Here is a 24,803-nt window from a genome sequence, read left to right as displayed (position 1 = left end):
TTGCAGTTGTATGCTGTAACCATTATTTTCGCTCCATGAATACAAACTATCTTCAAACCCCTGTTACTTATTTGAAAGGTGTTGGTCCAAACAGGTCCGAAATACTGCACTCGGAGTTAGGGATAGTGACATATCAGGATTTGATTAATCTGTTTCCCAATAGGTATATTGATAAAACAAGGTATTATAAAATTAATGAGTTACAAAGAGGAAATGCAGATGTTCAACTTATTGGGAAAATTATCCATCTTAAAACGGTAGAGCAAAAAAAGGGCAGCCGACTTGTCGCTACATTTATAGATGCTACGGGCGAAATGGAGCTGGTTTGGTTCCGAGGGCAGAAATGGATTCGGGAAAACATTAAACTGAATACCCCTTATGTCATTTTTGGCAGAACTAATTGGTTTAGTGGCAAATTTTCAATGCCTCACCCGGAAATGGAATTACTTTCTGAGCATGAAAAAGGAATAAAGGTGTCTTTGCAACCAATATATCCGTCCACAGAAAAATTAAGCACAAGAGGGATTACGAATAGAGTAATCAGCAAATTAGTACAACAATTATTTATTGAAACAAAGGGAGAATTTAAAGAAACCCTCTCCCCCACCATACTTGAGGAACTCAGGCTGATATCCAAAACTGAGGCTATGTTCAATATCCACTTTCCCAAAGACCTTAAACTATTATCACGAGCACAATTCCGCCTTAAATTTGAAGAATTATTTTACATTCAATTACAGCTCATCTCAAAGAAATTAATTCGAAAACAAAAAATAAAAGGCTATCCCTTTGAAAATGTAGGTAAACTATTTAACAGGTTTTATAAAGACCATTTGCCTTTTGAACTTACCGCTGCTCAAAAGAAAGTCATAAAAGAAATAAGGGCAGATCTTGGCAGCAAAGCTCAAATGAATCGTCTTTTACAAGGGGATGTTGGGTCTGGCAAAACAGTAGTAGCTTTAATGACTATTTTAATAGCACTGGACAATGGTTATCAGGCTTGTTTAATGGCTCCTACTGAAATTTTAGCTAACCAGCATTTCAAAGGTATAAAAGAATTGCTGGGAGATATAGGCGTTAGTGTAGCCCTGCTTACCGGATCCGTTAAAAGAGCTGAGAGAAAACTTATTCATGAGCAGCTCGAAGATGGCTCTCTTCATCTTCTTATTGGCACACATGCCGTACTGGAAGATAAAGTGAAATTTAAAAATCTGGGGTTAGCTATAATTGATGAACAGCACAGGTTTGGTGTTGCTCAAAGATCCAAATTATGGCATAAGAATGAAGTGCCTCCGCACATTTTGGTAATGACAGCTACACCTATTCCAAGGACTTTGGCGATGAGCCTTTACGGTGATCTTGATATTTCAGTAATTGATGAACTGCCCCCGGGTAGAAAAGCTGTGAAGACGGTGCACAGATATGACAAAAACCGACTAAAAGTGTTTCAATTTTTGCGAGATGAAATTAAGAAGGGAAGACAGATATATATTGTTTATCCGCTAATTCAAGAGTCAGAAGCATTAGATTATAAAGATTTGATGGATGGTTATGAGAGTATTGCCCGTGATTTCCCATTACCGGATTATCAGATTTCAATTGTGCACGGTAAGATGAAGCCACAGGACAAAGAGTATGAAATGGAGCGCTTTGTTAAAGGAGAAACTCACATAATGGTGGCTACGACCGTCATTGAAGTGGGTGTAAACATCCCTAATGCATCCGTGATGATTATAGAAAGTGCAGAACGCTTCGGACTATCGCAATTGCACCAATTAAGAGGTCGTGTTGGCCGCGGAGCAGAACAGAGCTATTGTATCCTTATGAGTAGTCATAAATTAACTGCTGAAGCGAAAACCAGACTCGAAACCATGACAAGCACTAATGATGGATTTGAAATTGCAGAAGTAGACCTGAAATTAAGAGGACCGGGTGATTTGATGGGTACCCAGCAAAGTGGTATCTTAAACCTCAAAATTGCCGATATTGTAAAGGACAATGATATCTTAAAAACCGCCAGATATTATGCTATAAAGGTTCTTAATGAAGATCCCGGATTGCAGAAAGAAGATAATAAACAAATCAGATATGCCTATGCCCAATTAATGAAGCACAAGAATATCTGGAATTATATTAGTTAAGAGCCGGAATTCATCCGGCTCTCGATATCACAATCAGGCAGAAAGAATTTTAGTTAATTCCTTCGCCGTTTTCCAGCTTAGTTATATTAGCAGCAATGGCATCCTTATTTTGCTGGTCAGGTGCTCTCTGAGCGGCTATTTTCAAATGCTTCAAAGCGGTCTTATTGTCGCCCATAGCTGAATAAGCTCTGGCTAATCCATAATCAACAGGCCATTGTCCTTTATTCTTTTTTGCATTCATTTTAAAAACTTCGAGCGCTTTTTCTTTCTCTCCCTGTGCAATTAATTGTCGGCCATATCCATGAACCTCCAATATTGTTGCAAGTCCTAGCGCTTCATCCATAACAGCATCTGCTTCCGCTTTTTTTCCCTGCTTGGCAAGGATTTTTGCTTTTGTGCTAAGATTATTGAAGGTTTTTTGACTAAAAAACATTCCTGCTATAGTGGCGTCTATCCACCCAAGCGCCTCATCAAGGTCACCGTCATTATTCAGTGAAAAATTAGCCGCTTGTTCCCAGGTTTGACGATTAAAGCCCGGGGAATTCTGCAGTTTATGTCGAATGTCTGCGAGGACAGTATTAGTTACATCTACTTCAATTTTAAAAGGTATTTGTTTTTTTTCCCAGTTTAGGGAAGCCACCGCCGAATTGGCGTCGACCTGAGAGAAAAGGTAGGTCAATGCCTCAGTATGTGGAATTTCTTTAGTGGTAACTTCAACTCTTAGAGCATCTTCAGAAGGTTCATAAAAATAACTTCCCCAGGCCTCATAGTTTTTTGAAAATATAACTGTCGCCTTATCCCCTTCAGTAATTATCATATGAAGTCCATATTTTCCTGCGCTTATAGGTTTCCCTTCGATCTTAACGTCATTTGTGAATTTAATTACCGTATTCTCATTTGCGCCAGCTCGCCATGGCGATTCTTTTGCCGTACCAAAACCCAGATTGTTCATCCCATAAGGCACTAATTTACCCCATACTTCGCGATCTTTTACAGCTGGCCTTGAATAAGAAATTGAGATATCGGTTATACCTATTCGCTGTGATACTTTTGCCTTCTGACTTCCTCTGGGCAAATCTAATTGCGCATTACCCATAATGCAGAAAAACATAAAGGCAACAAGAAAAAATATAGAACCATTCTTGTAACTTTTTTTCATTAGAGTGTTTTTAATTGTTAATTAAGTTGTTAGATTTCACTAAAGATAGGCATAGTCAATTCTTGTAATCGTTACAGTAATGTTAAACCACAGTAAGGCCATGTTAAACCGTAATTACATTTAAATTCCATTCAATATTTCACATACTGTTAAGAAGATAAAATAGTGCCTCATGTTAACATAAAACTGAAAAGTGGGTCTTTTCAAGTTATATAATTGATTTTCAATAGTTTATATTACTAAATAGTTAATTGAACATCGTAATTTAAAAGCACATTGTTTTACACCCTTTTACTTGTATTTCATACATTTGTTAGCTGTGCTAAAAAACTATTTGTTAGTTATTTAAATATTTTATGAAAAAAACACTATTTGATAAAGTTTGGGACTCACATGTAGTCAAAAAGGTGCAGAATGGACCTGACGTACTTTTTATTGACCGTCATCTTGTTCATGAAGTAACAAGTCCGGTGGCATTTTTGGGCTTAAATAATAGGAATATTAAGGTTTTATATCCGGAACGTACCTTTGCCACAGCAGATCATAATACCCCTACATTAAACCAACATCTGCCTGTTCAGGATCCTCTGTCTGCCAAACAGCTTAGGGCTTTGGAACAAAACGCACAAGAACATCAAATTCCCTATTGGGGGCTAGGTCACGAAAAAAACGGCATTGTCCATGTAATTGGTCCTGAGAATGGAATTACATTACCGGGATCGACAATTGTTTGTGGTGACTCTCATACTTCGACTCATGGCGCTTTTGGTGCCATAGCATTTGGAATTGGGACTTCGGAGGTAGAAATGGTTTTGGCAACCCAATGCATTATGCAGCCTAAACCTAAAAGCATGCGTATTACTATAAATGGCAAATTAAACAATGCGGTTACCCCTAAAGATGTCGCTCTATTTATTATTTCAAAATTGAGCACATCAGGCGCTACTGGATATTTTGTTGAATACGCAGGAGATGTCTTTAAACAGATGTCTATGGAAGGGCGTATGACTGTATGTAATTTAAGCATTGAAATGGGTGCGCGTGGAGGCATGATTGCCCCGGATGACAAAACATTTGAATATATTAAAAATAGGGAGTTTACACCAAAAGGTGAGGCCTGGGATAAGGCAATGAACTACTGGGAAACCTTATATACGGATGACGATTCTGTTTTTGATAATGAAATCAAATTCAATGGGGAAGATATTGAACCAATGATTACTTATGGTACAAATCCGGGTATGGGTATAGGAATATCAGGAGGTATCCCTAATTCTGACGCTATTGAAGGTGGTGCCTCTACTTATAAAAAGTCGCTTCAGTATATGAATTTTGAAGAAGGGGACAATATGCTGGGTAAAGAAATAGATTTTGTTTTCCTTGGAAGTTGTACTAATGGCAGGATTGAGGATTTCAGGGCATTTACGAGTCTGGTCAAAGGAAGACAAAAGGCCGCTAACGTAACTGCTTGGTTGGTTCCAGGCTCACATAAAGTGGAAGACGCTATTAAAAAAGAGGGCTTGCTGGATATTCTGAATAAAGCTGGATTCGAATTAAGAGAACCAGGATGCTCTGCTTGTCTGGCTATGAATGACGATAAAATTCCTGCCGGTAAATATGCTGTGAGTACGTCTAACAGGAATTTTGAGGGAAGACAAGGGCCCGGATCACGAACACTTCTTGCTAGTCCTTTGGTAGCCGCGGCGGCAGCAGTAACGGGAAAGGTTACAGACCCAAGAGAGTTGATGGTTTTTGAAACGGCTTAGTTTTTTATTAATAAATAACGGATACAAATACTAATGGCATACGATAAATTTAAAGTTTTAAGCACTACAGCTGTTCCGCTACCAATAGAAAATGTGGATACGGATCAGATTATCCCTGCAAGATTTCTAAAGGCAACTGAGCGCACGGGTTTTGGTGATAACCTTTTTCGCGATTGGAGATATCAATCTGATAATACTCCCAAAGAACATTTTGTACTGAACAACCCTATTTATAGTGGTAAAATACTGGTTGGAGGTAAAAACTTTGGATCTGGTTCTTCAAGAGAACATGCTGCATGGGCTATCTATGATTATGGTTTCCGGTGTGTTGTAAGTAGTTTTTTTGCCGATATATTTAGAGGTAATTGTATGAATATTGGCGTTTTACCTGTGCAGGTAAGCCCAGACTTTCTAGCAAAAATCTTCGAGGCAATTGAAGCGGATCCAAATACTGAATTTGAAGTCAATCTTCCGGAACAAACTTTTACAATTGAGACAACGGGGGAAAAGGAAAATTTCGAAATAAATGACTACAAAAAGGAAAACTTACTCAACGGGTTTGACGATATTGATTATTTACTAAATATTAAGAGTGAAATTGAATCTTTTGCTAAAGACACACCTCTTTAACTTTTGAGTAAACTAATACTTCATAAGCCATTTTACGTGTAGCATGAATAAGAGGAAGATTGAAATAATGGATACAACACTGAGGGATGGAGAACAAACCTCTGGTGTATCTTTCACTGCAGCAGAAAAGCTTACTCTGGCAAGACTTCTTTTAAATGAATTGAAAGTAGATCGTATAGAAATTGCATCTGCCAGAGTTTCAGAAGGCGAATTTAAATCAGTTCAACAGATAACCGACTGGGCTAAGAGCGTAGGGTATTTGGATCGTATCGAAGTACTAACATTTGTTGATAATGGTCTTTCTCTGCAATGGATGAAAAAGACCGGGGCCAAAGTACAAAACTTATTAACCAAGGGATCTTTGAATCACCTTATGTATCAACTCAAAAAAACACCTGAGGAGCATTTTGCAGATATTGCCAATTTACTAGTCCAGGCAGAAAAGCAAGGAATTACTACTAATATTTACCTTGAAGACTGGAGTAATGGCATGCGGAATTCTCCTGAATATGTTTTTCAATATCTCGACTTTCTTTCTACACAACCTGTTAAAAGAATCCTATTGCCTGATACCTTAGGTATTTTAACGCATGGTGAAACTTATGATTTTATCTCACAAATAGTTACTCGTTATCCGAATATACATTTCGATTTTCATGGCCACAATGATTATGATCTAAGTGTTGCCAATGTTATGGAAGCTCTTAGGGCAGGTTGTCACGGGTTACATCTGACTATTAATGGTATGGGAGAACGCGCTGGAAACGCTCCATTGGCAAGTGTTGTTGCGGTGATAAATGATTTCATGCCTGAAATTGACATTAATGTGGAAGAGTCTTCCCTTTATAAGGTGAGTAAACTCGTATCTACATTTACAGGATTTGGTATTCCGGCAAACAAACCTATTGTTGGTGATAATGTATTTACGCAAACAGCTGGAATACATGCAGATGGAGATAATAAGAAGAATTTATACTTTAATGATTTATTGCCCGAACGTTTTGGCAGAAAACGCAAATATGCCCTGGGCAAGACCTCAGGTAAAGCCAATATTCAAAAAAATCTTCAGGAATTAGGGCTTACACTAACTGAGGAAGAAATTAAAAAAGTTACACAACGTATTATTGAGTTGGGTGACAAAAAGGAGAAAGTTACTAAAGAAGATCTTCCATATATTATTTCAGATGTTTTGGATAGTGAGTCTTACCAACAAAAAACATTTGTCAAATCTTATGTGCTTACACATTCTAAAGGACTTAAGCCTTCAACCACTGTAGCGGTTGAAATAGAAGGCCAGTCTTTCGAAGAAAACGCCCAGGGAGACGGCCAGTTTGACGCCTTCATGAACGCTTTAAGAAAAGTATATCAATCCAAAAAAATGGAACTGCCTATTCTTATTGACTATGCGGTGCGTATACCTCCCGGAAGTAACTCTGATGCCTTATGCGAAACCATTATAACCTGGCGGAACAAGGAGAACGACTTTATTACGCGCGGTCTTGATTCAGATCAAACGGTTTCTGCAATTAAGGCAACTGAAAAAATGCTGAATATCATTTAATGAGTTTTTAAATAGATAAATATTTTCTACTAATTAGATCCCAGAAATAAAATGAAATTAAATATAGCGCTCTTAGCAGGAGATGGAATTGGCCCGGAGGTCATAGATCAGGCAGTAAAAGTATGCAATGTAATTGCGACAAAGTTTAATCATGAAATAAACTGGAGACCGGCATTGACTGGCGCGGCTGCAATTGATGCTGTTGGAGACCCTTATCCGGATGAAACTCATGAAATATGTGCTACTTCCGATGCAGTCTTATTTGGCGCTATCGGCCATCCGAAATATGATAACGATCCTTCGGCAAAAGTGCGCCCGGAGCAAGGTTTATTGCGTATGAGACAAAAGCTGGGATTATTTGCCAATGTCAGGCCTACTTTTACGTTTCCATCTCTAATTGATAAATCGCCATTAAAAAGAGAACGGATTGAAGGTACAGATCTGGTATTTTTAAGAGAGCTTACCGGGGGCATCTATTTTGGAAAACGAGGAAGGGAAGATAACGGAGACACAGCTTTTGATACTTGTACTTATACCCGAAAAGAAGTACAGCGTTTGGCTAAAAAAGGCTTTGAAATGGCTCTAAAACGCTCTAAACGCCTTTGTTGTGTTGATAAGGCCAATGTCCTGGAAACGTCCCGTTTATGGCGCGAAACCGTACAGGCTATGGAAAAAGATTATCCAGATGTGGAGGTTTCCTATGAATTTGTGGATGCTGTGGCTATGCGGCTTGTGCAGTGGCCAAGTGAATATGATGTACTAATTACTGAAAACCTGTTTGGTGATATTCTTACTGATGAGGCTTCTGTTATTTCAGGTTCTATGGGATTAATGCCTTCTGCTTCCATTGGGGAAAGCATCTCGTTATATGAGCCGATTCACGGTTCCTATCCGCAAGCCGCCGGAAAAGATATTGCGAATCCTTTGGCAACAGTATTATCTGCAGCAATGTTATTTGATGGATTTGAATTGAATGATGAAGCCGAAGCAATTCGTGAAGCAGTAAATAAGTCGCTATCGGAAGGTATAGTTACTGAAGACCTTGCCGAAGGTGGAAAAGCTTATAAAACCAGTGAAGTTGGCGATTGGCTTGCCTCTCATATTTAGGAAAAACTAGATCTGATTGTCCAGGACAACTTTTGAATTTCCACAATTATTGTTATAAATATTTAGTTGATATCTATAATAGATAGTCTGTGCTAATAAAGTTGGATAACTTGGTTTCCAATAACTTTTCGAGAATTTCATTATTTAACTCCGTGTCCTTTGAGGCTACAAATGTCCTTATAGAGAACGATCGTAGTGCATCATGAACACTCAATGTCGCAACCGCGGAATCCTTTCTACCCGTAAACGGGTAAACATCGGGTCCTCGCTGACAGGAACTATTCAGATTTACGCGACATACAAGATTCGCCAGGTTATCAATTAAAGGGGCAAGGGTATACACATCACTACCAAATAAACTTACTTGCTGACCGTAGTTAGACTCGGCCATGTCATCTAATGGTTCTTGAATATCTTCAAACGAAAGGATGGGAATCACAGGTCCAAACTGTTCTTCTTCATACACCTTCATATCCTTGGTTACAGGGTAAAGGACTGCAGGCCAGATATAATTATCAGAATGTTTTCCTCCTTTTGCGTTCATAATTTTAGCTCCTTTATCCAAAGCGTCATCAATTAATTCTTGTATATATGCCGGTTTATCCGGTTCTGGCAAAGGTGTTAGAGCTACTCCTTTATCCCATGGATTCCCGAATTTAAGTTCATCTACTTTTTTTGAGAATTTTTCGGTAAACTCGGCAATTATATCCTTGTGCACATATATCACCTTAAGTGCCGTGCAACGCTGGCCATTAAAAGACAAAGCACCCGCCAGACATTCATTTATAGCTAACTCCATATTTGCATCATGTAACACAATAGCAGGGTTTTTTGCTTCCAGCCCCAAGACAAGTCTCAAACGGTTGCTCTTTGGGTGCTGGTTTTGCAATGCATTTGCCGATGAACTATGACCTATTAAAGCCAAGACATCTACTTTACCTGTCTTCATTATTGGACCTGCAATAGCCCGTCCACGGCCGAATAAGACATTGACAACCCCTTTCGGAAAACTTTCTTTAAAAGCATTTATTAATGGCGCAATCAAAAGCACACCTTGCTTGGCAGGTTTAAAAACTGCAGTATTGCCCATGATAATTGCCGGGATAAGCAAACAGAAGGTCTCATTCAAAGGATAATTATAAGGCCCAAGACATAATACTACACCTAAGGGTCCGCGTCTTATATGCGCATAAACACCTCCATTCTTTTCAAATTTCGCTGAATCACGATCCAATTGTTTATAATCTTCAATAGTATCGTATATGTATTCTATGGTTCTGTCGAATTCTTTTTCAGAATCTGGTAAAGTTTTACCTATTTCCCACATTAAATATTTGACTACTTCATCCCTTTTTGTCTCCATAATACGGACAAACTTCTCCATACATTCTATCCGATCTCTAACCTTCATGGTTGGCCATACTCCCTGCCCCTGGTCGTAGGCTTTAACAGCAGCATTTAATGCCTCCAAAGCCTCCCTTTCACCCATGTCCGGAACTGTACCAAGTAAAGTTGGCGCGTAATCAGATGTACTTGAGATAGTCGAGTAAACCTTGGCCGTTGCACCATCCCATTCTTTTAATTCCCCATTTACCAAATAGATCTTTTGATTTATTGGCTCATTAATGCGAAATTCCTCAGGAATTAACGATACGGTTGTTTCCATGGTGTTTTTAGTCTTAAAGGCTTAGAATAATTTTTAAATACGTCTGACTTGCGTTTATTTAAACAATTGGTTTCATCGCAGTCATGGACTCCCGTAACCTGGTCCCAATAATCTCAACGGGATGCTCACGCAGCGCTTTGTTTACTGCGATTAGCTTGGCGTTGTCAACACCATTGTCTTTTCCTTTGTCATATGTCGTGCCTATGACATCAATATCCACTTTTTTCATAAAATCGCCTAATAAAGGTTTACAGGCATGATCAAATAAATAACACCCATATTCTGCGGTATCAGATATTACCCGATTCATTTCAAATAATTTCTTTCTGGCAATAGTATTAGCAATAAGCGGTGTTTCGTGTAAAGACTCATAATAAGCCGATTCACCTATTATTCCGGATTCAGTCATAGACTCATAAGCCAGCTCCACCCCTGCTCTAACCAGGGCAACCATAAGCACCCCATTATCATAATATTCCTGCTCAGATATGGGATCATCACCAGCAGCTGTTTTTTCAAATGCAGTTTCTCCGGTTTCAGCACGCCAGGTCAATAGGTTTTTATCATCATTTGCCCAATCCTCCATCATTGTCTTAGAAAAATGTCCGCTCATAATATCATCCATATGTTTATGGAATAATGGCCTCATTATATCTTTTAGTTCTTCTGATAATTCAAAGGCTTTTATCTTTGCAGGATTGGACAACCGATCCATCATATTGGTGATTCCGCCATATTTTAATCCCTCAGTTACTGTTTCCCAACCGTATTGGATAAGTTTGGAAGCATAGCCCGGGTTAACCCCCTTCTCTATCATTTTATTAAAACAGAGAATGGATCCTGTTTGTAATAAACCACAAAGAATGGTTTGTTCTCCCATTAAATCAGATTTTACTTCCGCAACAAAAGAAGACTCCAAAACACCAGCTCTGTTGCCGCCGGTAGCGACTGCATAAGCCTTAGCCTGTTCATAACCTTTCCCTTCAGGGTCATTATTTGGATGCACAGCGATTAAAGTTGGTACCCCAAAACCTCTTTTGTATTCTTCCCTAACCTCTGAACCGGGACATTTAGGGGCAACCATAATAACAGTTAAATCCTTCCGGATTTGCATCCCTTCCTCCACAATATTAAATCCATGAGAATAAGATAAGGTGGCTCCTTTTTTCATCAACGGCATTACCGCGTTTATGACAGACGTATGTTGCTTGTCCGGAGTTAAATTAATGACAAGATCTGCATCCGGCACCATATTTTCATAGGTTCCTACATTAAACCCATTCTCAGTAGCGTTTATATAAGATTGTCGTTTTTCTTTAATTGCAGCTTCTCTCAATGTGTAAGAAATATCTAATCCGGAATCCCTCATATTTAATCCTTGGTTTAAGCCTTGTGCTCCACAACCCACAATCACAATCTTCTTTGACTTCAATGCCTTTACGCCATCTGTAAATTCGGCAGATTCCATAAACCTGCATTTTCCAAGTTGTAATAATTGATCTCTTAAGGAGAGGGTATTGAAATAATTTGTCATGTTTACTTTTGGTTAGTTTCTAATTATCTAAAAAATTATGATTGATAAAATTCATTTATTAACGAAGTAATGGGCATTTCTGATTTTGAGACCGCAATTCTACCCGAACGCACAAACTGCATAATACCAAAAGGTTCCAGATCATCATGCATTTCATCAATCTCATGCCGTCTGCCTGTTTTTGCCAACACAAAATAATCCCTGGATACTGTTACAATTTTGGATTTACTCTCCGAAATTATATTCTGAATCTGAGGTTCATCAAATAAAAGATGTGAGGCAATTTTGAATAGAGCAGATTCCTGATAAATGGTTTCCTCATCCGTATGATAAAATGCTTTAATAACTTCAATTTGTTTTTCAATCTGTGCTACTATTTTTTGTGTCCAATCTTCTGTAGTATTGATAACAATAGTAAACTTGGATACATGCTCAATTTCTGATTTTGAAACATTTAAACTTTCTATGTTTATATGTCTCTTTAAGAATATACCTGATATCCTATTGAGCAATCCAACATTATTTTCGGAATAGACCGATATGGTAAACCATTTTTTTTCCATGCTAGTTTATTTTAAACGAATATCTGAAACCGATGCCCCGGAAGGGATCATTGGGAAAACATTATCTTCCTTTTCAACGCTCACTTCCAGAAAGAATGGCTCTTTTGATGCCATCATAGCCTGTACAGCCGACTTAAGCTCTTTGCGTTCTTCTACCTTCTTTGCTTCAATACGATATCCTTCAGCTATTTTTACAAAGTCTGGGTTAGTCATTACAGTTGAAGCATATCTGCTTTCAAAAAATAATTCCTGCCACTGCCTTACCATGCCCAAGTGACCATTGTTTAAGACAACAATTTTCACAGGAGTCTTATTCTGAAAAATGGTAGCTAATTCCTGAATTGTCATTTGGAAACCACCATCTCCAATAATAGCAACCACTTCCCTGTCCATTGCCCCCATTTTGGCGCCTATAGCCGCCGGGAGTGCAAATCCCATGGTTCCCAAACCTCCTGAAGTAATATTACTTTTAGTTTGTTTGAACTTGGCATACCTGCATGCGATCATTTGATGCTGACCTACATCGGTCACTATAACCGCTTTATTTTCTGAAGCCAGATTTATTTCCTCAATTACTTCACCCATAGTAAGCCCGGGTTTGGTTGGGTAAAGATCATTTTTGATCACAGCTTCATATTCCTCTTCATAACACTTTTTGAACTTATTATGCCACGCATCATGGTTATTTTCTTTTATTAATGGCAGCAATAAATCAAGTGATTCTCTTGCATTACCTAAAATAGCCACATCTGCTTTCACATTTTTATCGATCTCGGCGGGGTCTATTTCAAAGTGAATGACTTTAGCTTGTTTTGCATAGGTCTCAAGACTTCCCGTAACCCTGTCATCAAAGCGCATTCCTATTGCTATAAGAACATCGCATTCATTGGTGAGTACATTAGGGCCGTAGTTTCCATGCATTCCAACCATTCCTACATTTAAAGGGTGATCTGTGTCCATGGCAGATAAACCCAAAATGGTCCATGCAGCCGGGATACCGGCTTTTTCAACCAATGCGCGAAGCTGCTCCTCTGCTTTTCCAAGAATTACACCATGACCGAAAACTATATAAGGTTTTTTTGCATTATTAATTAGTTCCGCTGCAGATTCAATTTTTGCAATCTCAGGCTTTGGGCTAGGCTTGTAACTTCTCACTCCAATACAGCGACTGTAACTAAAATCAAACTCTTCAAATTGCGCGTTCTTTGTAATATCAATTAATACAGGACCTGGTCGACCCGATTTTGCTATAAAGAAGGCCTTTGCCATAATTTCAGGAATCTCAGAAGCTTTTGTAATCTGATAATTCCATTTGGTAACCGGGGTAGATATTCCAATTATATCGGTTTCCTGAAATGCATCGGACCCAAGCAGATGCCTAGGCACTTGGCCTGTAATGCAAATCATTGGAGTAGAATCTATCTGCGCATCTGCAAGACCCGTAACTAAATTTGTTGCTCCGGGGCCAGAAGTTGCTATTGCAACACCCACTTTTCCTGTAACACGGGCAAAACCCTGTGCTGCATGTGTAGCCCCTTGTTCGTGCCTGGTAAGCACATGGTGAAGTCTATCCTGAAATTTATACAACTCATCATATACAGGCATAATAGCACCACCCGGATAACCATATATTAAATTCACATCTTCTGCGAGAAGACAATGGATAATTGCTTCAGCACCGCTAATTCTAATCGAAGCCTCATTGTGCGTCTTCGGTTTTTTTTCCTTTAATGTTTGCATACGCATTACCTTTTATTAAATGCTATAATTTTATTAGCCTTCTCTTTATCAAAATTGGTTTGACAACTTAAAACTCATCAGTTACACAACCCTGGGAGGCCGATGAAACTGTTTTCGCATATTTATATAAGCTCCCCTTATTCACTTTAAGTGCCGGTTGCACCCATTTTGACTTTCTTTCACTAATTTCTTTATCTGTTAAATTTACTGAAATACTATTTTTTTCGGCATCAATGGTAATGATATCTCCGTCTTCCAACAAAGCAATGCTGCCACCATCCTGAGCCTCAGGTGAAATATGGCCAACTACAAAACCATGGGTTCCGCCTGAAAAACGGCCGTCGGTTATCAATGCAACTTCTTTTCCAAGTCCAGCTCCCATAATTGCGGCAGTTGGTTTCAACATTTCCGGCATGCCTGGGCCCCCTTTAGGTCCTTCATACCTTATAACCACCACGTCTCCTTTTTTTACCAATCCTTTTCCTATTCCATCATTTGCCTTAAACTCATCATCAAAAACTTTTGCCGGTCCTGTAAAATAAAGTCCTTCTTTACCTGTAATTTTGGCTACGGCTCCATCTTTTGCCAAATTCCCATAAAGAATACGTAAGTGTCCCGTTTCCTTGATTGGATCTTGTAGCGATTTAACTACTTTCTGACCCGGTTTCAAACCTGGTAAATCTGCTAAATTCTCAGCAATTGTTTTACCTGTAACGGTTAAGCAGTCGCCATGCAGCATGCCATTTTCAAGCATAAATTTCATTACGGCAGGAGTACCTCCCACACGATGAATATCTTCCATCAAATATTTTCCACTAGGCTTTAAGTCGGCCAGAAAAGGAGTAGTATCACTTATTTTTTGAAAATCATCCAGGGTAAAATCAATTTCCGCAGCTTTCGCAATTGCCAGGAAATGCAATACCGCATTTGTGGAACCTCCCATAACTGTTATTAACCGAATTGCATTTTCAAATGACTTTCGTGTAATAATATCACTCGGTTTAATATCGTGCTCTATTAAATGCCACAATGCCTTGCCTGAGTTAATACAATCCTGGTGTTTTTCCTTGCCAATGGCAGGATTCGAAGAGTTATAGGGTAATGCCATACCTAAAGCTTCTATTGCGGAGGCCATAGTATTAGCAGTGTACATACCACCACAGGCACCTGCCCCGGGACATGCATTTTGAATGACACTTTTAAAATCCTTATCATTCATAGTCCCGGCAACTTTCTCTCCCCAGGCTTCAAATGCAGAAACAATATCGAGTTTTTTATCCTTAAAACAACCTGAAGCGATGGTACCTCCATAAACCAAAATAGAAGGTCTGTCTAAACGGATCATGGCCATCAAGGCCCCCGGCATATTTTTATCACAACCGACAACAGTCGCCAGGCCATCATAATTCATTGCCTGAACCACTGTTTCCATTGAATCGGCTATAATATCTCTTGAGGGTAATGAGTAGCGCATTCCGTATGTTCCCATAGAAATTCCATCACTAACTCCAATAGTATTAAATACAAGTCCTACTAAATTGTTTTGTTGAACTCCTTGCTTTACTTCCTGTGCAAGATCATTCAAATGCATATTACATGGATTTCCCTCATAGCCGGTACTCCCAATTCCAATAAAAGGTTTTTTTAAATCCTCCTCATTTAATCCAAGCGCATATAACATAGCCTGGGCAGCAGGTTGAGTTGGATCTTGTGTTACATTTTTACTGTATTTGTTCAATTCCATTAAAAAGGTTCTCGTTAATTATTAATAGCTCTTAATTGCTATAGCATTCAAAGATAATTGTTTAAAAAAGTTGATGATTTTAACAATTAATACTGGTTCAAATTCAATAAAACATTTATTTGATTAGTTCATTGATTTTCAAATATATAAGGACCCTACATATCCCATATTCAATAAATGGTGAAGTATGCCAAAGACGTTATTTTTAGATTAGATTTTATGTACGTACAAATATTTGTTTGTAAAAATGTATAATCCTTTCTTTGCGGTATGAGATATAATACATACTTATGGTAGTAGAAAAAACAGTCACTGAAGCTATAACCTACAGAAGGTCAGTACGAATTTATAAACAAGAAGAAGAAATTGATACCAAGGTCGTAAGGAAATGCCTTGAAAATGCAGTTTTGGCGCCTACAAGTAGTAATTTACAATTATGGGAATTTTATCATATTACTTGTAAAGCTGTCCAAAAGAAGATAAGTGCTGCATGTTTTGACCAACCTGCTGCCAAAACAGCTAAACAATTGGTCGTAATTGTGGCAAGAAAGAATCTTTGGAATAAAAGAGCAAAAGCGAATCTTAATTTTTTAAAGAAAAGTTTTGGCGATAAGCCGGTAGAAGCATACGACAGCAGGGAAAAATTTGCCATATCTTATTACAAAAAGATTATACCTTCTTTATATATTGACTTTTTAGGTATTTTAGGATGGATACGTTTTTTAGCTTTCAACCTTTTAGGATTCTTCAAACCCGTTTACAGACAGCTTCGAAACTCTGATATGCGAATCGTTGCCCATAAAAGTGCCGCATTGGCCGCACAGAACTTTATGATCTCTATGGCAGCTGTCGGTTATGACACTTGTCCTATGGAAGGATCAGATACCTTGCGCATAAAAAGAATTTTAGATTTACCAAGAGGTAGTGAAATCAATATGGTAGTTGCATGTGGTGTGCGAGATCCGAAAGGTATATATGGTTCACGCTTCCGGATTCCTTTTCAAGAAGTGTATAAAGAAATTTAGTGTCTTAGAGGGTGAAGAGAAACCTTATCGCCAAATTTCTTTTGCGATAAAAGCGCTATTGATTTAGTATCCAATTGAAGCACCCGGGGATATCCGCCGGTTGTTTGCCCATCACGCATAAGCATGATTAATTTTCCGGCAGGAGTCAATTGAACAGTTCCAGGCAGGGTCGCAGAAGTTAGCATCCTGTGAGAATTTGCTCCTATCAATTCTTCAAGCTGATATGCCATCCGATTATTTTCCTTGGCAATGGTAAACTTATTAGTAAATAATAACTTTAATTGATCTTCCTTTAATATATTATATTCAGGACCTTTAAAAACAATCAATTCATGTTCCTTATGCCAGGCTTCCGGTTTTATATGACTTATTTTTGGGGAATATTCTGTATACTCTTCAATGGGTATTTCCATTCGTTCTTTAATACAATTCAGATCAGTTATTGGTTTGTAAAATGACCTGCTAGTTAATTTAACTTCGGTGAGGAATCCTCCTTTAACAGCCAGATAACTTCTGAAACCATTAATTAGTTTTCCAAAAGATAATACATCACCTTGATTGGCTTTGTGTACTTCATAGGAATTAACTGGAATTCCATTTAAATTCGGGGACATTTCAGCTCCCGTAATAGCGAAAAAACTCGAAGTATGAAATTCTAGCTTAGGACCTGTCATCGTTATTTCCATTACAGCATCCGTTTCCTCATTCTCTAATAAAGAATTGGCTATAGAGGCGGAATAATTATCCATACATCCAGATACTGGCACTCCTTTTTCACGGTATCCATATCTCCCTGTATCCTGAATTGTGGTAAAAAACCCCGGATGAATTACTTTAAGCATCTATCTTGATTTTATCGAGGTTATATATTCCAACCTCTGTCTCTATTTTATGTAAATCATATTCTGCACGGCTAATAGCATAGAATTGAATCTGATCTCCAACACTTACAAAGCAGGGGTTTTCAAGATTCACATTAAAAAGAGATATCGGACAGTTTCCAATAATATTCCATCCCCCAGGAGAATCTTGTGGATATATACCGGTTTGTTTGTCTGCAAGACCAACAGAGCCTTTAAATACCTGTAGCCTGGGCATAGATTTTCTAGGGGTTTCCAATTCTTTGGGCAAACCTCCTAAATACATAAATCCAGGTAAAAATCCAATGCCGTAAACAGTGTAAATGTGATGCGTATGTGCCTTAATAACATCTTTGATACTAATACCTAAAATTTTGGAAACTTCTTCCAGATCAATACCAAATTCAAGGTCGTAACAAACGGGCAGTTTCCATAAATAACGTTGAGGATGACCGCTGGTCTTCCTGTTCTTATAGCATTCCAGCAGCTGAAATTTGATTTTAGAAAATTCTATTCTATTCTCGCGGTTAATCAGGGTAAGAGAGTTGTAAGCCGGGACTAGCTCCCAATTAACAGCGTCTTTAAAAACCAATTTGAAACTTTCAGCAAAATCCAGGATATCATAAAGGATAGCTTCTGAAACCTCATTTGGCCATTCTATTAAAATTGCATGTTCTCCAAAAGGTCTAATTGATATGGGATAGGAACTCACTTTTTTAGAAAAATATGCTGTTTAGGCAATTCGTCCGAAAGATACATTAATATTTGTAAAGCTGTAGCGGTATCACCATGAATACAATAAGTGTCTGCCCAAATTGGCATTTGAACTCCATTCAAGGTATATACCTTGTTATTTATAACCATTGATACAATGTGATCCAATACCTTTTTTGGCTCTTCTATCATGGCCAGTGGTGAGTGTCTAGAAACAAGACTTAAGTCCTCATTGTAATTTCGATCACCAAAAGCTTCAAGTGATATTTTATATCCTTGTTTGCGAGCTTCTTCTTCTATAACTGAACCATAAGGCAGGTAAAATAAAACATGGTCCTTATACTCGCGAATGCTTTCCAAATACATAATAGATAAATCCAAATCACAAGCAATATCATTATATAGAGCTCCGTGTGCCTTAATATGATGTAGTTGTATTTCGGCCTTGTTTAAAACAACTTCTAATGCTTTAATTTGTTTCTGAATACTTTCTTTGAGACGCCCCTTTTCTATTTTCATTGATTTGCGGCCAAAGTTATCTCTATCCGGATATGAAGGGTGTGCACCCACTTTAATTCCAAACTTTTGTGCCAACTGAACTATTTCAGACATAGTATTGATATCTCCTGCATGACCGCCACAAGCTATATTACATGAACTAATATGCGGAAAAAGGGCACTTTCATTACCTATACCTTCTCCTACATCACAGTTAATATCTATAAACACTTTGTTGATCATATTAATCCAAAAACACTGAAAATACTTTTAGCCCCAAGAACTATTACTAAAATAATGATAATAATTGCAGGGACATTCTGCCAAATGGAATTCTTGAAGTCTCCCAGAACTGACGATTTATTTACTATCCAAATCAAAATTATTGCAATAATTGGCAACAGCAGCCCATTGGCGACCTGTGCAAATTGTATGATTACTATTGGCCTGATTCCAAAAGAGAGTGAGATCACCCCAATAAAAAGCACAACCATCCAAACAATCCTAAACCGGACATCCGTTACTTTAGTATTCCATCCAAAACAGCTGTTAGCCACATAGGCCGCTGCTAAAGGGGCAGTAATAGCTGAGGTAATCCCTGCTGCAAAAAGACCAATTCCCATTAAATATTTGGCGCTTTTACCGTATAATGGTTCTAGTCCTTTGGCCAGATCCAATGCATCCTTAACTTCTGTTGAATTAATTGCTGCTGCTGAAATAATAATGGCGATAGAAACAAGGCCTCCTACTCCAATGGATAATAAGGTATCTCTTCGGACACTTTTAAGATCGTCTGAAGAATTCCATTTTTCCTTTATTAATGATGCGTGTAGAAATAAATTATATGGAACTACTGTAGTACCTACCAAAGCAATTATATTAAATATGCTGTTGTTTGGAATAGAGGGAATAAATAAGCCCCTTAAAATTTCCCTTATATCTGGTTTGGTAAAAAGGGCGGTTAATACAAACGAAACACTCATAATCAACACGAGTGAAATAAATACCTTTTCCAGGGTTTTATAAGATCCTAAATACAACAACATAAAGGCAACAAAACCAATAATCCATGGATATAGCGGGGCATAATTAGAGCCGAATAAGACTTGCAAACCCAAGGTTGCTCCACTTATATTCCCTGCCTCGTACGCCGTATTACCAATTACTATTGCGCTTAGTATAATACCCATAACAAGGTAATGCAGCCACGGAATGACTAACTGTTCCCCTATGACCTCTGCAAGTCCTTTCTGTGTAATAACCCCGACTCTGGCAGACATTTCCTGCAGGATAATCGTGGCAATAATGGAAAGTAACATAGCCCAAAGCAATGCATATCCAAATCCAACACCGGCAATTGTACAAGCAGTTATTGTACCCGGACCTATAAATGCAGCAGCAACTAATACCCCTGGGCCTAATTTCTTGAACATTTAATTGTAATAAGTTAAAGATGGAGGAGTAAATATAGACTCTTTAAAGAATAATAGAGCTCCGGAATCTAATATTAGTTCAAAAAAAATTAACATAATAAGTGCAGTTCATCTAAAATATTGCAGTTCGTCTAAAAGTGAGTTGCCATACATCGATAAAATATAATATTCCAAAAAACTCTGGGTTATAACTATCCCAAATTAAAATATTACCTACTTAAGAATGACATGTTTAGATTGTAAAAAAGAGCTAAGTTATTTGGATCATAAAACGTCTATGGAATTTTATGATGTAGAATTGTGTTCCAAACATAAAGAGCGTATGGACAGACTCATCAGTCAAAATAACACCCCAATTGAGGCTATAAAGCTTTACTATGGGCTTAAGAAAGCCGGAGCTCATCCAATGTTAGAATGGTGGGACGGTAAAAAATCAGTAGACATTGCTTTTTCAAGGGTGAAATTAAATATAGAAATCGATTCTGAATATCAAATGCTTACTCATGAACAGGCAATGAACGATCTGGAAGAAACCATGCACTCATTTCAAGATGGATTCACAACCTTAAGAATTCCTAGTACACTTATTAAGTATTATTTAAATGAAACAGTAAATAATATTTTAGGGATAAAGGAAGGTTTAAGGGCCAATATTAAAGTAATCTAATTGCGTTTTAACAAAACCCCGGAAATTATGGAAGCTAATAATTCATATACAGAAAGATCCTATAAGTTGAGTAAACTTATCCTTTTTCTACTGACTTTTGCAGCATTTGCAATTGTGGTTAACATTAATCCCGTGTTTTCACGTTACCTCTTTGGTTTACCAATAATCCTCTCAGGTATTTTAGGTGTAGTTGGCACAATCATCCTTTATAAAGGTCGTAATGAACCTATTAATGAAAAGAAGATCATTGCTATTACAGTTAATTCGGCAATGGTAATTCTCATTGTAACTATTTTTATTTCAAATACCCTTTTTTAAAATACAGTGCTGTTTATTCTAAAGTCAGAAATTAGTAGTTTGCTGGTAATACGCCTATTTACAATAATTTAGTCTGCTAAAGTTTGAATGGTTTCTCTCTTTTGTTTGAGATTTAATCAGTTTGAATTATTTATTCCCAAAAGGTTAATTAAATAACCAAACTTATTCTTCAATTATTCTTTGTAACTTATTTTTCATAATTTCAGAACATGAAAAATATAGATAGAAGGCATTGGTTAAAAACAGTTGGTTTAACCGGCAGTTTCGCTTTATTAGGCGGATTAGAAAGTATGGCACTGGATTTCCCGCTGCGGACTAATTCAGCGGATTCTATGGTATTACTTAATGCCAATGAGAATCCCTATGGCCCTTCCGAAAGGGTTAGAAAAATACTTACAAAATCGTTTGATGAAGCATGTAGATACCCGTTTCGAAGTTTATCCGGTTTAGTTGAAATGATTGCCTTAAAAGAAGGTGTTACCAAGGATCATGTAGTTGTGACCGGAGGCTCTACAGAAGGCTTAAAGGCGGCCGGCCTTGTCTACGGACTGGGTGGTGGCGAGATTATTTCTGCAGACCCTACTTTTCAAGCCATGTTGCGGTATGCAGAAACATTTAAAGCAAAAGTACATCGAGTTCCTATAAATGAAGCCATGGGGCATGACTTGCCTGCAATGGCCGAAAAAATAAACAAGAATACCAGGCTTATTTTTATTTGCAATCCAAATAATCCAACCGGTACTCTATTGAATAAATCAAGTTTACTGGATTTCTGTAAATCCTATGAAAAAGATGCCGTAATATTTAGTGATGAAGCCTACTACGATTTTATTACAGAACCCGAATATCCTTCAATGGTAGAGTTGGTTAAAGAAGGAAAAAATATTATTGTCTCTAAAACATTTTCAAAAGTTTATGGTCTAGCCGGATTAAGAGTTGGTTATTTAATTGCAAAGCCGGAGATTGCCCTTAATTTGAAATCAGCTGTAATGGCAAATACCAATATTCTCGCTATTGAAGCAGCAAAGGAAGCCTTGAGAGATAATGAATTTTACAAATTTAGTGTTATGCAAAATTTTAAGGCAAAATCACTGATCTACCGGCACCTCGATGATTTAGGTTTGGATTATGTAAAGTCGCATACCAATTTTGTCTTTTTCAAAACCGGTAGGCCAATTCAAACTGTGATCAATGAGATGAAGAAGCATAATGTTCTGATTGGGCGTCCTTTTCCACCTTTAAACAATTGGGCACGTATTAGTACTGGAAGATTAGAGGATATGGAGACATTTGGCCAAGCTTTAAAGCAAGTAATGAGTTAAAACAATTGGTCATACCCTTCATTCTGGGCATGAAAATTCATTTAAACACATTTTGACAGAAGATTCCAGAACACATAATGAAAACACCTACATAAAAGCTCAGGTTTTCTAAAGAAATACGAAGCGTATTTAGGTGAATTCGTTTATGGCGGGATGGATGGTTGTGTAACTACTTTTGCTGTTGTAGCAGGCTCTGTAGGTGCGGGTCTTGATAGTGCGATAATAATTATTCTTGGATTTGCAAATTTACTGGCAGATGGGTTCGCTATGTCTGTTGGAGCTTACTTATCTAATAAAACAAAAAAGATAACTACAACAAGCACAAACAAATAGAGTATTGGGAAGTTGATAATCTTCCTGAATTGGAAAAAGAAGAAATTAGGGTAATATATGTGGAACAGGGTTTTGAAGGCGAACTTTTAGAAGAAGTGGTCAATGTTATAACAAGTGACAAAGACCGATGGGTAAACGTAATGATGAAAGAGGAATTAGTAATGTTTGATGAAGATAAATCTCCGATAATAATTGGTGGCGTTACTTATTTGTCCTTTATCGTCATAGGGATAATTCCTCTATTGGTCTATGTGACAGATTACATCTATCCCATTAATAACGATCTTTTCCTTCTTTCATCCATATTAACGGGAATTGGTTTTATCATAATTGGCTGGCTGAAAGCTTTTGTAAATCAGACGGCCTTTTGGAAGGGAATACTCGAAACATTATTATTAGGAAGTAGTGCTGCAATAGCAGCCTATTTTATTGGAGATTTCCTCGAGAGCATAATTATTATTTGAAAAGATTTAAGTTTATTCATAGTCGTAAAATACCCGTTTTCAACGAATATTTGTGCCTAAAATCGGATTTCCTGCGCTAAAAAGGAGGAAAAGTATTACTATAGATCTCTTAATATTTATTAATATAACCCCTATCTAATGAAAAAAAGAGCTACACTTTCCTTTATCCTTTATGGCTTTTTTGTTTTTTGTTTCTTTTGGTCGGTTTATATTTTTCTTTTTAAGTTTTCATAAAAAGAGATTTGAATCTTTATTAATTCTAAATTGATCCTGTGAATCTCAACTAATATTTATTAGATATTATATTCACAATCCCTTGTTCAATTAGTGACCAGATAGTATAACATCCACACTTTTTAACCAGACAACTAGTAATTATTAGTTTAAGGTATCCAATCTCTGTTTTTAATTATATTAGCTTAAAGAAGACATTATATTGTTAAAAAGAAACATATTAAAGTCGTGCTTTTTGTTATAGAATGCATTCATTTTATAAACCTATTCTAAGCTTAATCTTTTTTGCTATGTCAGATAAATTGATAGTCAACTTCACTCCTACGGGGATGATCCCTACAAAAAAAATGACTCCTCACGTACCTGTCAGTGTATCGGAGATAATAGACGATGTACATCGGGCAACCGAAGCGGGGATTACAATGGTTCACTTGCACGCACGGGATGAAATCACTGAAGAACCCAATTATAAAAAAGAAATTTATGGCGAAATAATTAATGGTATCAGAAAATTTGATCCTTTTCTTGTGATTTGTGTTTCATTAAGTGGTAGAAATTTTAAAGAACTGAAACAACGGGCAGATGCCCTGCACCTGGAAGGTGATCTGAAACCAGATATGGGTAGTTTAACCTTGAGCTCCCTGAATTTTAATAAAGTCGCCAGCATGAATTCCCCTGAAATGATACAAAATTTAGCGGCCATAATGAAGGAAAAGGGAATTGTTCCCGAATTGGAAGCATTTGATATTGGGATGGTAAATTTTTCGAAGTATCTGATAAAAAAAGGCCTGCTTGAACCACCGTATTACTTTAATCTTCTTCTTGGTAACATTGCCTGTTCGCAAGCAAATTTATTGCACACAGGGATTATGATTCAGGACCTTCCGGAAAACTCACTTTGGAGTTTGGCAGGAATTGGGAATGCACAACTTAAAATGAATTCATTATCAATAGCTATTGGCGGTGGAGTCAGAGTGGGTCTAGAAGATAACATCTGGCTTGATTCAGAAAGAACAAAGTTGGCTAGAAATATCGAATTAATTGAAAGAATACATACCATTGCGAAAGCAAATGGAAGGGAACTTATGTCCTCCAAGGAGTTCAGAACGCTTATGAATATGGAGCCCGGAAATGGAAGTTATGGGCGTAAATAGAAATATAATCCATTGCATTAATGGAGGTAAATAAAGATAGGTTTTATAAGATAAAGTGGTTTTGGAATATTCTTAAGAACGGCCTTTTTCTTTTTGGGATAAGGAATCAACTAGCGAGATTTGGTTTCGATGTTGACCCGTTTTATTGGGTATTGGAAGGGTCTCAGGAT

20 protein-coding genes and 1 pseudogene are annotated in these 24,803 nt (G+C 37.5%); 11 read left to right on the top strand and 10 right to left on the bottom strand.

The annotated features are described in order from the left end of the window. Nucleotides 1–35 precede the first annotated feature (35 nt). Entirely contained in the window at nucleotides 36–2,141 is a 2,106-nt protein-coding gene (gene recG / locus WBM60_RS15375; protein ID WP_424261025.1) for an ATP-dependent DNA helicase RecG, read from the top strand. A gap of 49 nt (nucleotides 2,142–2,190) precedes the next feature. Here the strand turns inward: recG and WBM60_RS15370 are convergent, their stop codons facing one another. After that, nucleotides 2,191–3,300 (bottom strand): DUF2911 domain-containing protein, encoded by a 1,110-nt coding sequence (locus tag WBM60_RS15370; protein WP_424283294.1) that lies wholly within the window; start codon nucleotides 3,298–3,300, stop codon nucleotides 2,191–2,193. Between the two features lie 356 nt (nucleotides 3,301–3,656). Between WBM60_RS15370 and leuC the strand changes: the two genes are divergently transcribed. The 4 genes from leuC to leuB are packed head-to-tail and all read left to right on the top strand — an operon-like array spanning nucleotide 3,657 to nucleotide 8,364. Then, a complete protein-coding gene (gene leuC, locus WBM60_RS15365; protein ID WP_424259426.1) occupies nucleotides 3,657–5,066 on the top strand; it encodes a 3-isopropylmalate dehydratase large subunit in 1,410 nt (469 codons plus the stop codon). A 33-nt stretch (nucleotides 5,067–5,099) separates the two neighbouring features. Next, on the top strand, nucleotides 5,100–5,696 hold the full coding sequence (gene leuD / locus WBM60_RS15360; RefSeq protein ID WP_424259425.1) for a 3-isopropylmalate dehydratase small subunit: 597 nt from the start codon (nucleotides 5,100–5,102) through the stop codon (nucleotides 5,694–5,696). A gap of 43 nt (nucleotides 5,697–5,739) precedes the next feature. Beyond that, on the top strand, nucleotides 5,740–7,257 hold the full coding sequence (locus WBM60_RS15355; protein ID WP_424259424.1) for an alpha-isopropylmalate synthase regulatory domain-containing protein: 1,518 nt from the start codon (nucleotides 5,740–5,742) through the stop codon (nucleotides 7,255–7,257). A 51-nt stretch (nucleotides 7,258–7,308) separates the two neighbouring features. Next, nucleotides 7,309–8,364, top strand: a complete 1,056-nt coding sequence (gene leuB, locus WBM60_RS15350) for a 3-isopropylmalate dehydrogenase (RefSeq protein WP_424259423.1) — start codon at nucleotides 7,309–7,311, stop codon at nucleotides 8,362–8,364. Between the two features lie 73 nt (nucleotides 8,365–8,437). Here leuB and WBM60_RS15345 read toward each other — a convergent pair whose 3' ends face one another. The 5 genes from WBM60_RS15345 to ilvD all read right to left on the bottom strand — a co-directional run bounded on the left by WBM60_RS15345 (nucleotide 8,438) and on the right by ilvD (nucleotide 15,611). Beyond that, entirely contained in the window at nucleotides 8,438–10,030 is a 1,593-nt protein-coding gene (locus tag WBM60_RS15345; protein ID WP_424276131.1) for an NADP-dependent glyceraldehyde-3-phosphate dehydrogenase, read from the bottom strand. A 58-nt stretch (nucleotides 10,031–10,088) separates the two neighbouring features. After that, nucleotides 10,089–11,564 (bottom strand): ketol-acid reductoisomerase, encoded by a 1,476-nt coding sequence (ilvC, locus tag WBM60_RS15340; protein ID WP_424259421.1) that lies wholly within the window; start codon nucleotides 11,562–11,564, stop codon nucleotides 10,089–10,091. 35 nt (nucleotides 11,565–11,599) lie between these two features. After that, entirely contained in the window at nucleotides 11,600–12,127 is a 528-nt protein-coding gene (gene ilvN / locus WBM60_RS15335; protein ID WP_424259420.1) for an acetolactate synthase small subunit, read from the bottom strand. A 6-nt stretch (nucleotides 12,128–12,133) separates the two neighbouring features. Continuing rightward, nucleotides 12,134–13,867 carry a biosynthetic-type acetolactate synthase large subunit gene (gene ilvB / locus WBM60_RS15330; protein ID WP_424259419.1) on the bottom strand — a complete coding sequence of 578 codons (1,734 nt, stop codon included), beginning with the start codon at nucleotides 13,865–13,867 and terminating at the stop codon, nucleotides 12,134–12,136. 67 nt (nucleotides 13,868–13,934) lie between these two features. Further along, a complete protein-coding gene (ilvD, locus tag WBM60_RS15325) occupies nucleotides 13,935–15,611 on the bottom strand; it encodes a dihydroxy-acid dehydratase (RefSeq protein ID WP_424259418.1) in 1,677 nt (558 codons plus the stop codon). 290 nt (nucleotides 15,612–15,901) lie between these two features. Here ilvD and WBM60_RS15320 point away from each other — a divergent pair, with 290 nt between their 5' ends. Then, nucleotides 15,902–16,636, top strand: a complete 735-nt coding sequence (locus WBM60_RS15320) for a nitroreductase family protein (RefSeq protein WP_424259417.1) — start codon at nucleotides 15,902–15,904, stop codon at nucleotides 16,634–16,636. On the opposite strand, the gene WBM60_RS15315 is transcribed toward WBM60_RS15320, so the two are convergent. Genes WBM60_RS15315 through WBM60_RS15300 form a run of 4 tightly spaced genes read right to left on the bottom strand, consistent with a single transcriptional unit; the run spans nucleotide 16,633 to nucleotide 20,141 of the window. Beyond that, nucleotides 16,633–17,478, bottom strand: a complete 846-nt coding sequence (locus WBM60_RS15315; protein WP_424279101.1) for a biotin-dependent carboxyltransferase family protein — start codon at nucleotides 17,476–17,478, stop codon at nucleotides 16,633–16,635. The genes WBM60_RS15320 and WBM60_RS15315 overlap by 4 nt on opposite strands. Continuing rightward, nucleotides 17,471–18,208, bottom strand: coding sequence for a 5-oxoprolinase subunit PxpB (pxpB, locus tag WBM60_RS15310; protein ID WP_424259975.1), 738 nt, complete (start codon nucleotides 18,206–18,208; stop codon nucleotides 17,471–17,473). Before pxpB ends, WBM60_RS15315 begins: the two co-directional genes overlap by 8 nt. Beyond that, the gene (pxpA, locus tag WBM60_RS15305) at nucleotides 18,205–18,951 is read right to left on the bottom strand and encodes a 5-oxoprolinase subunit PxpA (RefSeq protein ID WP_424259973.1); all 747 of its coding nucleotides are present in this window, start codon (nucleotides 18,949–18,951) and stop codon (nucleotides 18,205–18,207) included. Before pxpA ends, pxpB begins: the two co-directional genes overlap by 4 nt. After that, nucleotides 18,948–20,141 (bottom strand): Nramp family divalent metal transporter, encoded by a 1,194-nt coding sequence (locus WBM60_RS15300; RefSeq protein ID WP_424279102.1) that lies wholly within the window; start codon nucleotides 20,139–20,141, stop codon nucleotides 18,948–18,950. The genes pxpA and WBM60_RS15300 overlap by 4 nt, the downstream gene beginning before the upstream one ends. 223 nt (nucleotides 20,142–20,364) lie before the next feature. On the opposite strand from WBM60_RS15300, the gene WBM60_RS15295 reads away from it, so the two are divergent. From WBM60_RS15295 to WBM60_RS15275, 5 genes and pseudogenes are all read left to right on the top strand, one after another. Then, nucleotides 20,365–20,808, top strand: coding sequence for a hypothetical protein (locus WBM60_RS15295; protein WP_424259969.1), 444 nt, complete (start codon nucleotides 20,365–20,367; stop codon nucleotides 20,806–20,808). 27 nt (nucleotides 20,809–20,835) lie between these two features. Next, nucleotides 20,836–21,126: a hypothetical protein gene (locus WBM60_RS15290; protein ID WP_424283293.1), complete on the top strand. Its 291-nt coding sequence runs from the start codon at nucleotides 20,836–20,838 to the stop codon at nucleotides 21,124–21,126. 209 nt (nucleotides 21,127–21,335) lie between these two features. Beyond that, complete coding sequence (locus WBM60_RS15285; RefSeq protein ID WP_424283292.1) at nucleotides 21,336–22,448, top strand: pyridoxal phosphate-dependent aminotransferase; 1,113 nt, start codon at nucleotides 21,336–21,338, stop codon at nucleotides 22,446–22,448. 153 nt (nucleotides 22,449–22,601) lie between these two features. After that, nucleotides 22,602–23,245 (top strand): annotated as a pseudogene (locus WBM60_RS15280) (VIT1/CCC1 transporter family protein). Nucleotides 23,246–23,769: 524 nt separating this feature from the next. Further along, nucleotides 23,770–24,633: a 3-keto-5-aminohexanoate cleavage protein gene (locus tag WBM60_RS15275; protein ID WP_424283290.1), complete on the top strand. Its 864-nt coding sequence runs from the start codon at nucleotides 23,770–23,772 to the stop codon at nucleotides 24,631–24,633. Nucleotides 24,634–24,803: the final 170 nt, after the last annotated feature.

Origin of the sequence: Eudoraea sp., assembly GCF_049669105.1 — a bacterium.
Taxonomy (GTDB): Bacteria; Bacteroidota; Bacteroidia; order Flavobacteriales; family Flavobacteriaceae; genus Eudoraea.
Note: the sequence above shows the minus strand (reverse complement) of the source record. Positions and strands in the feature narration are given on the sequence as shown.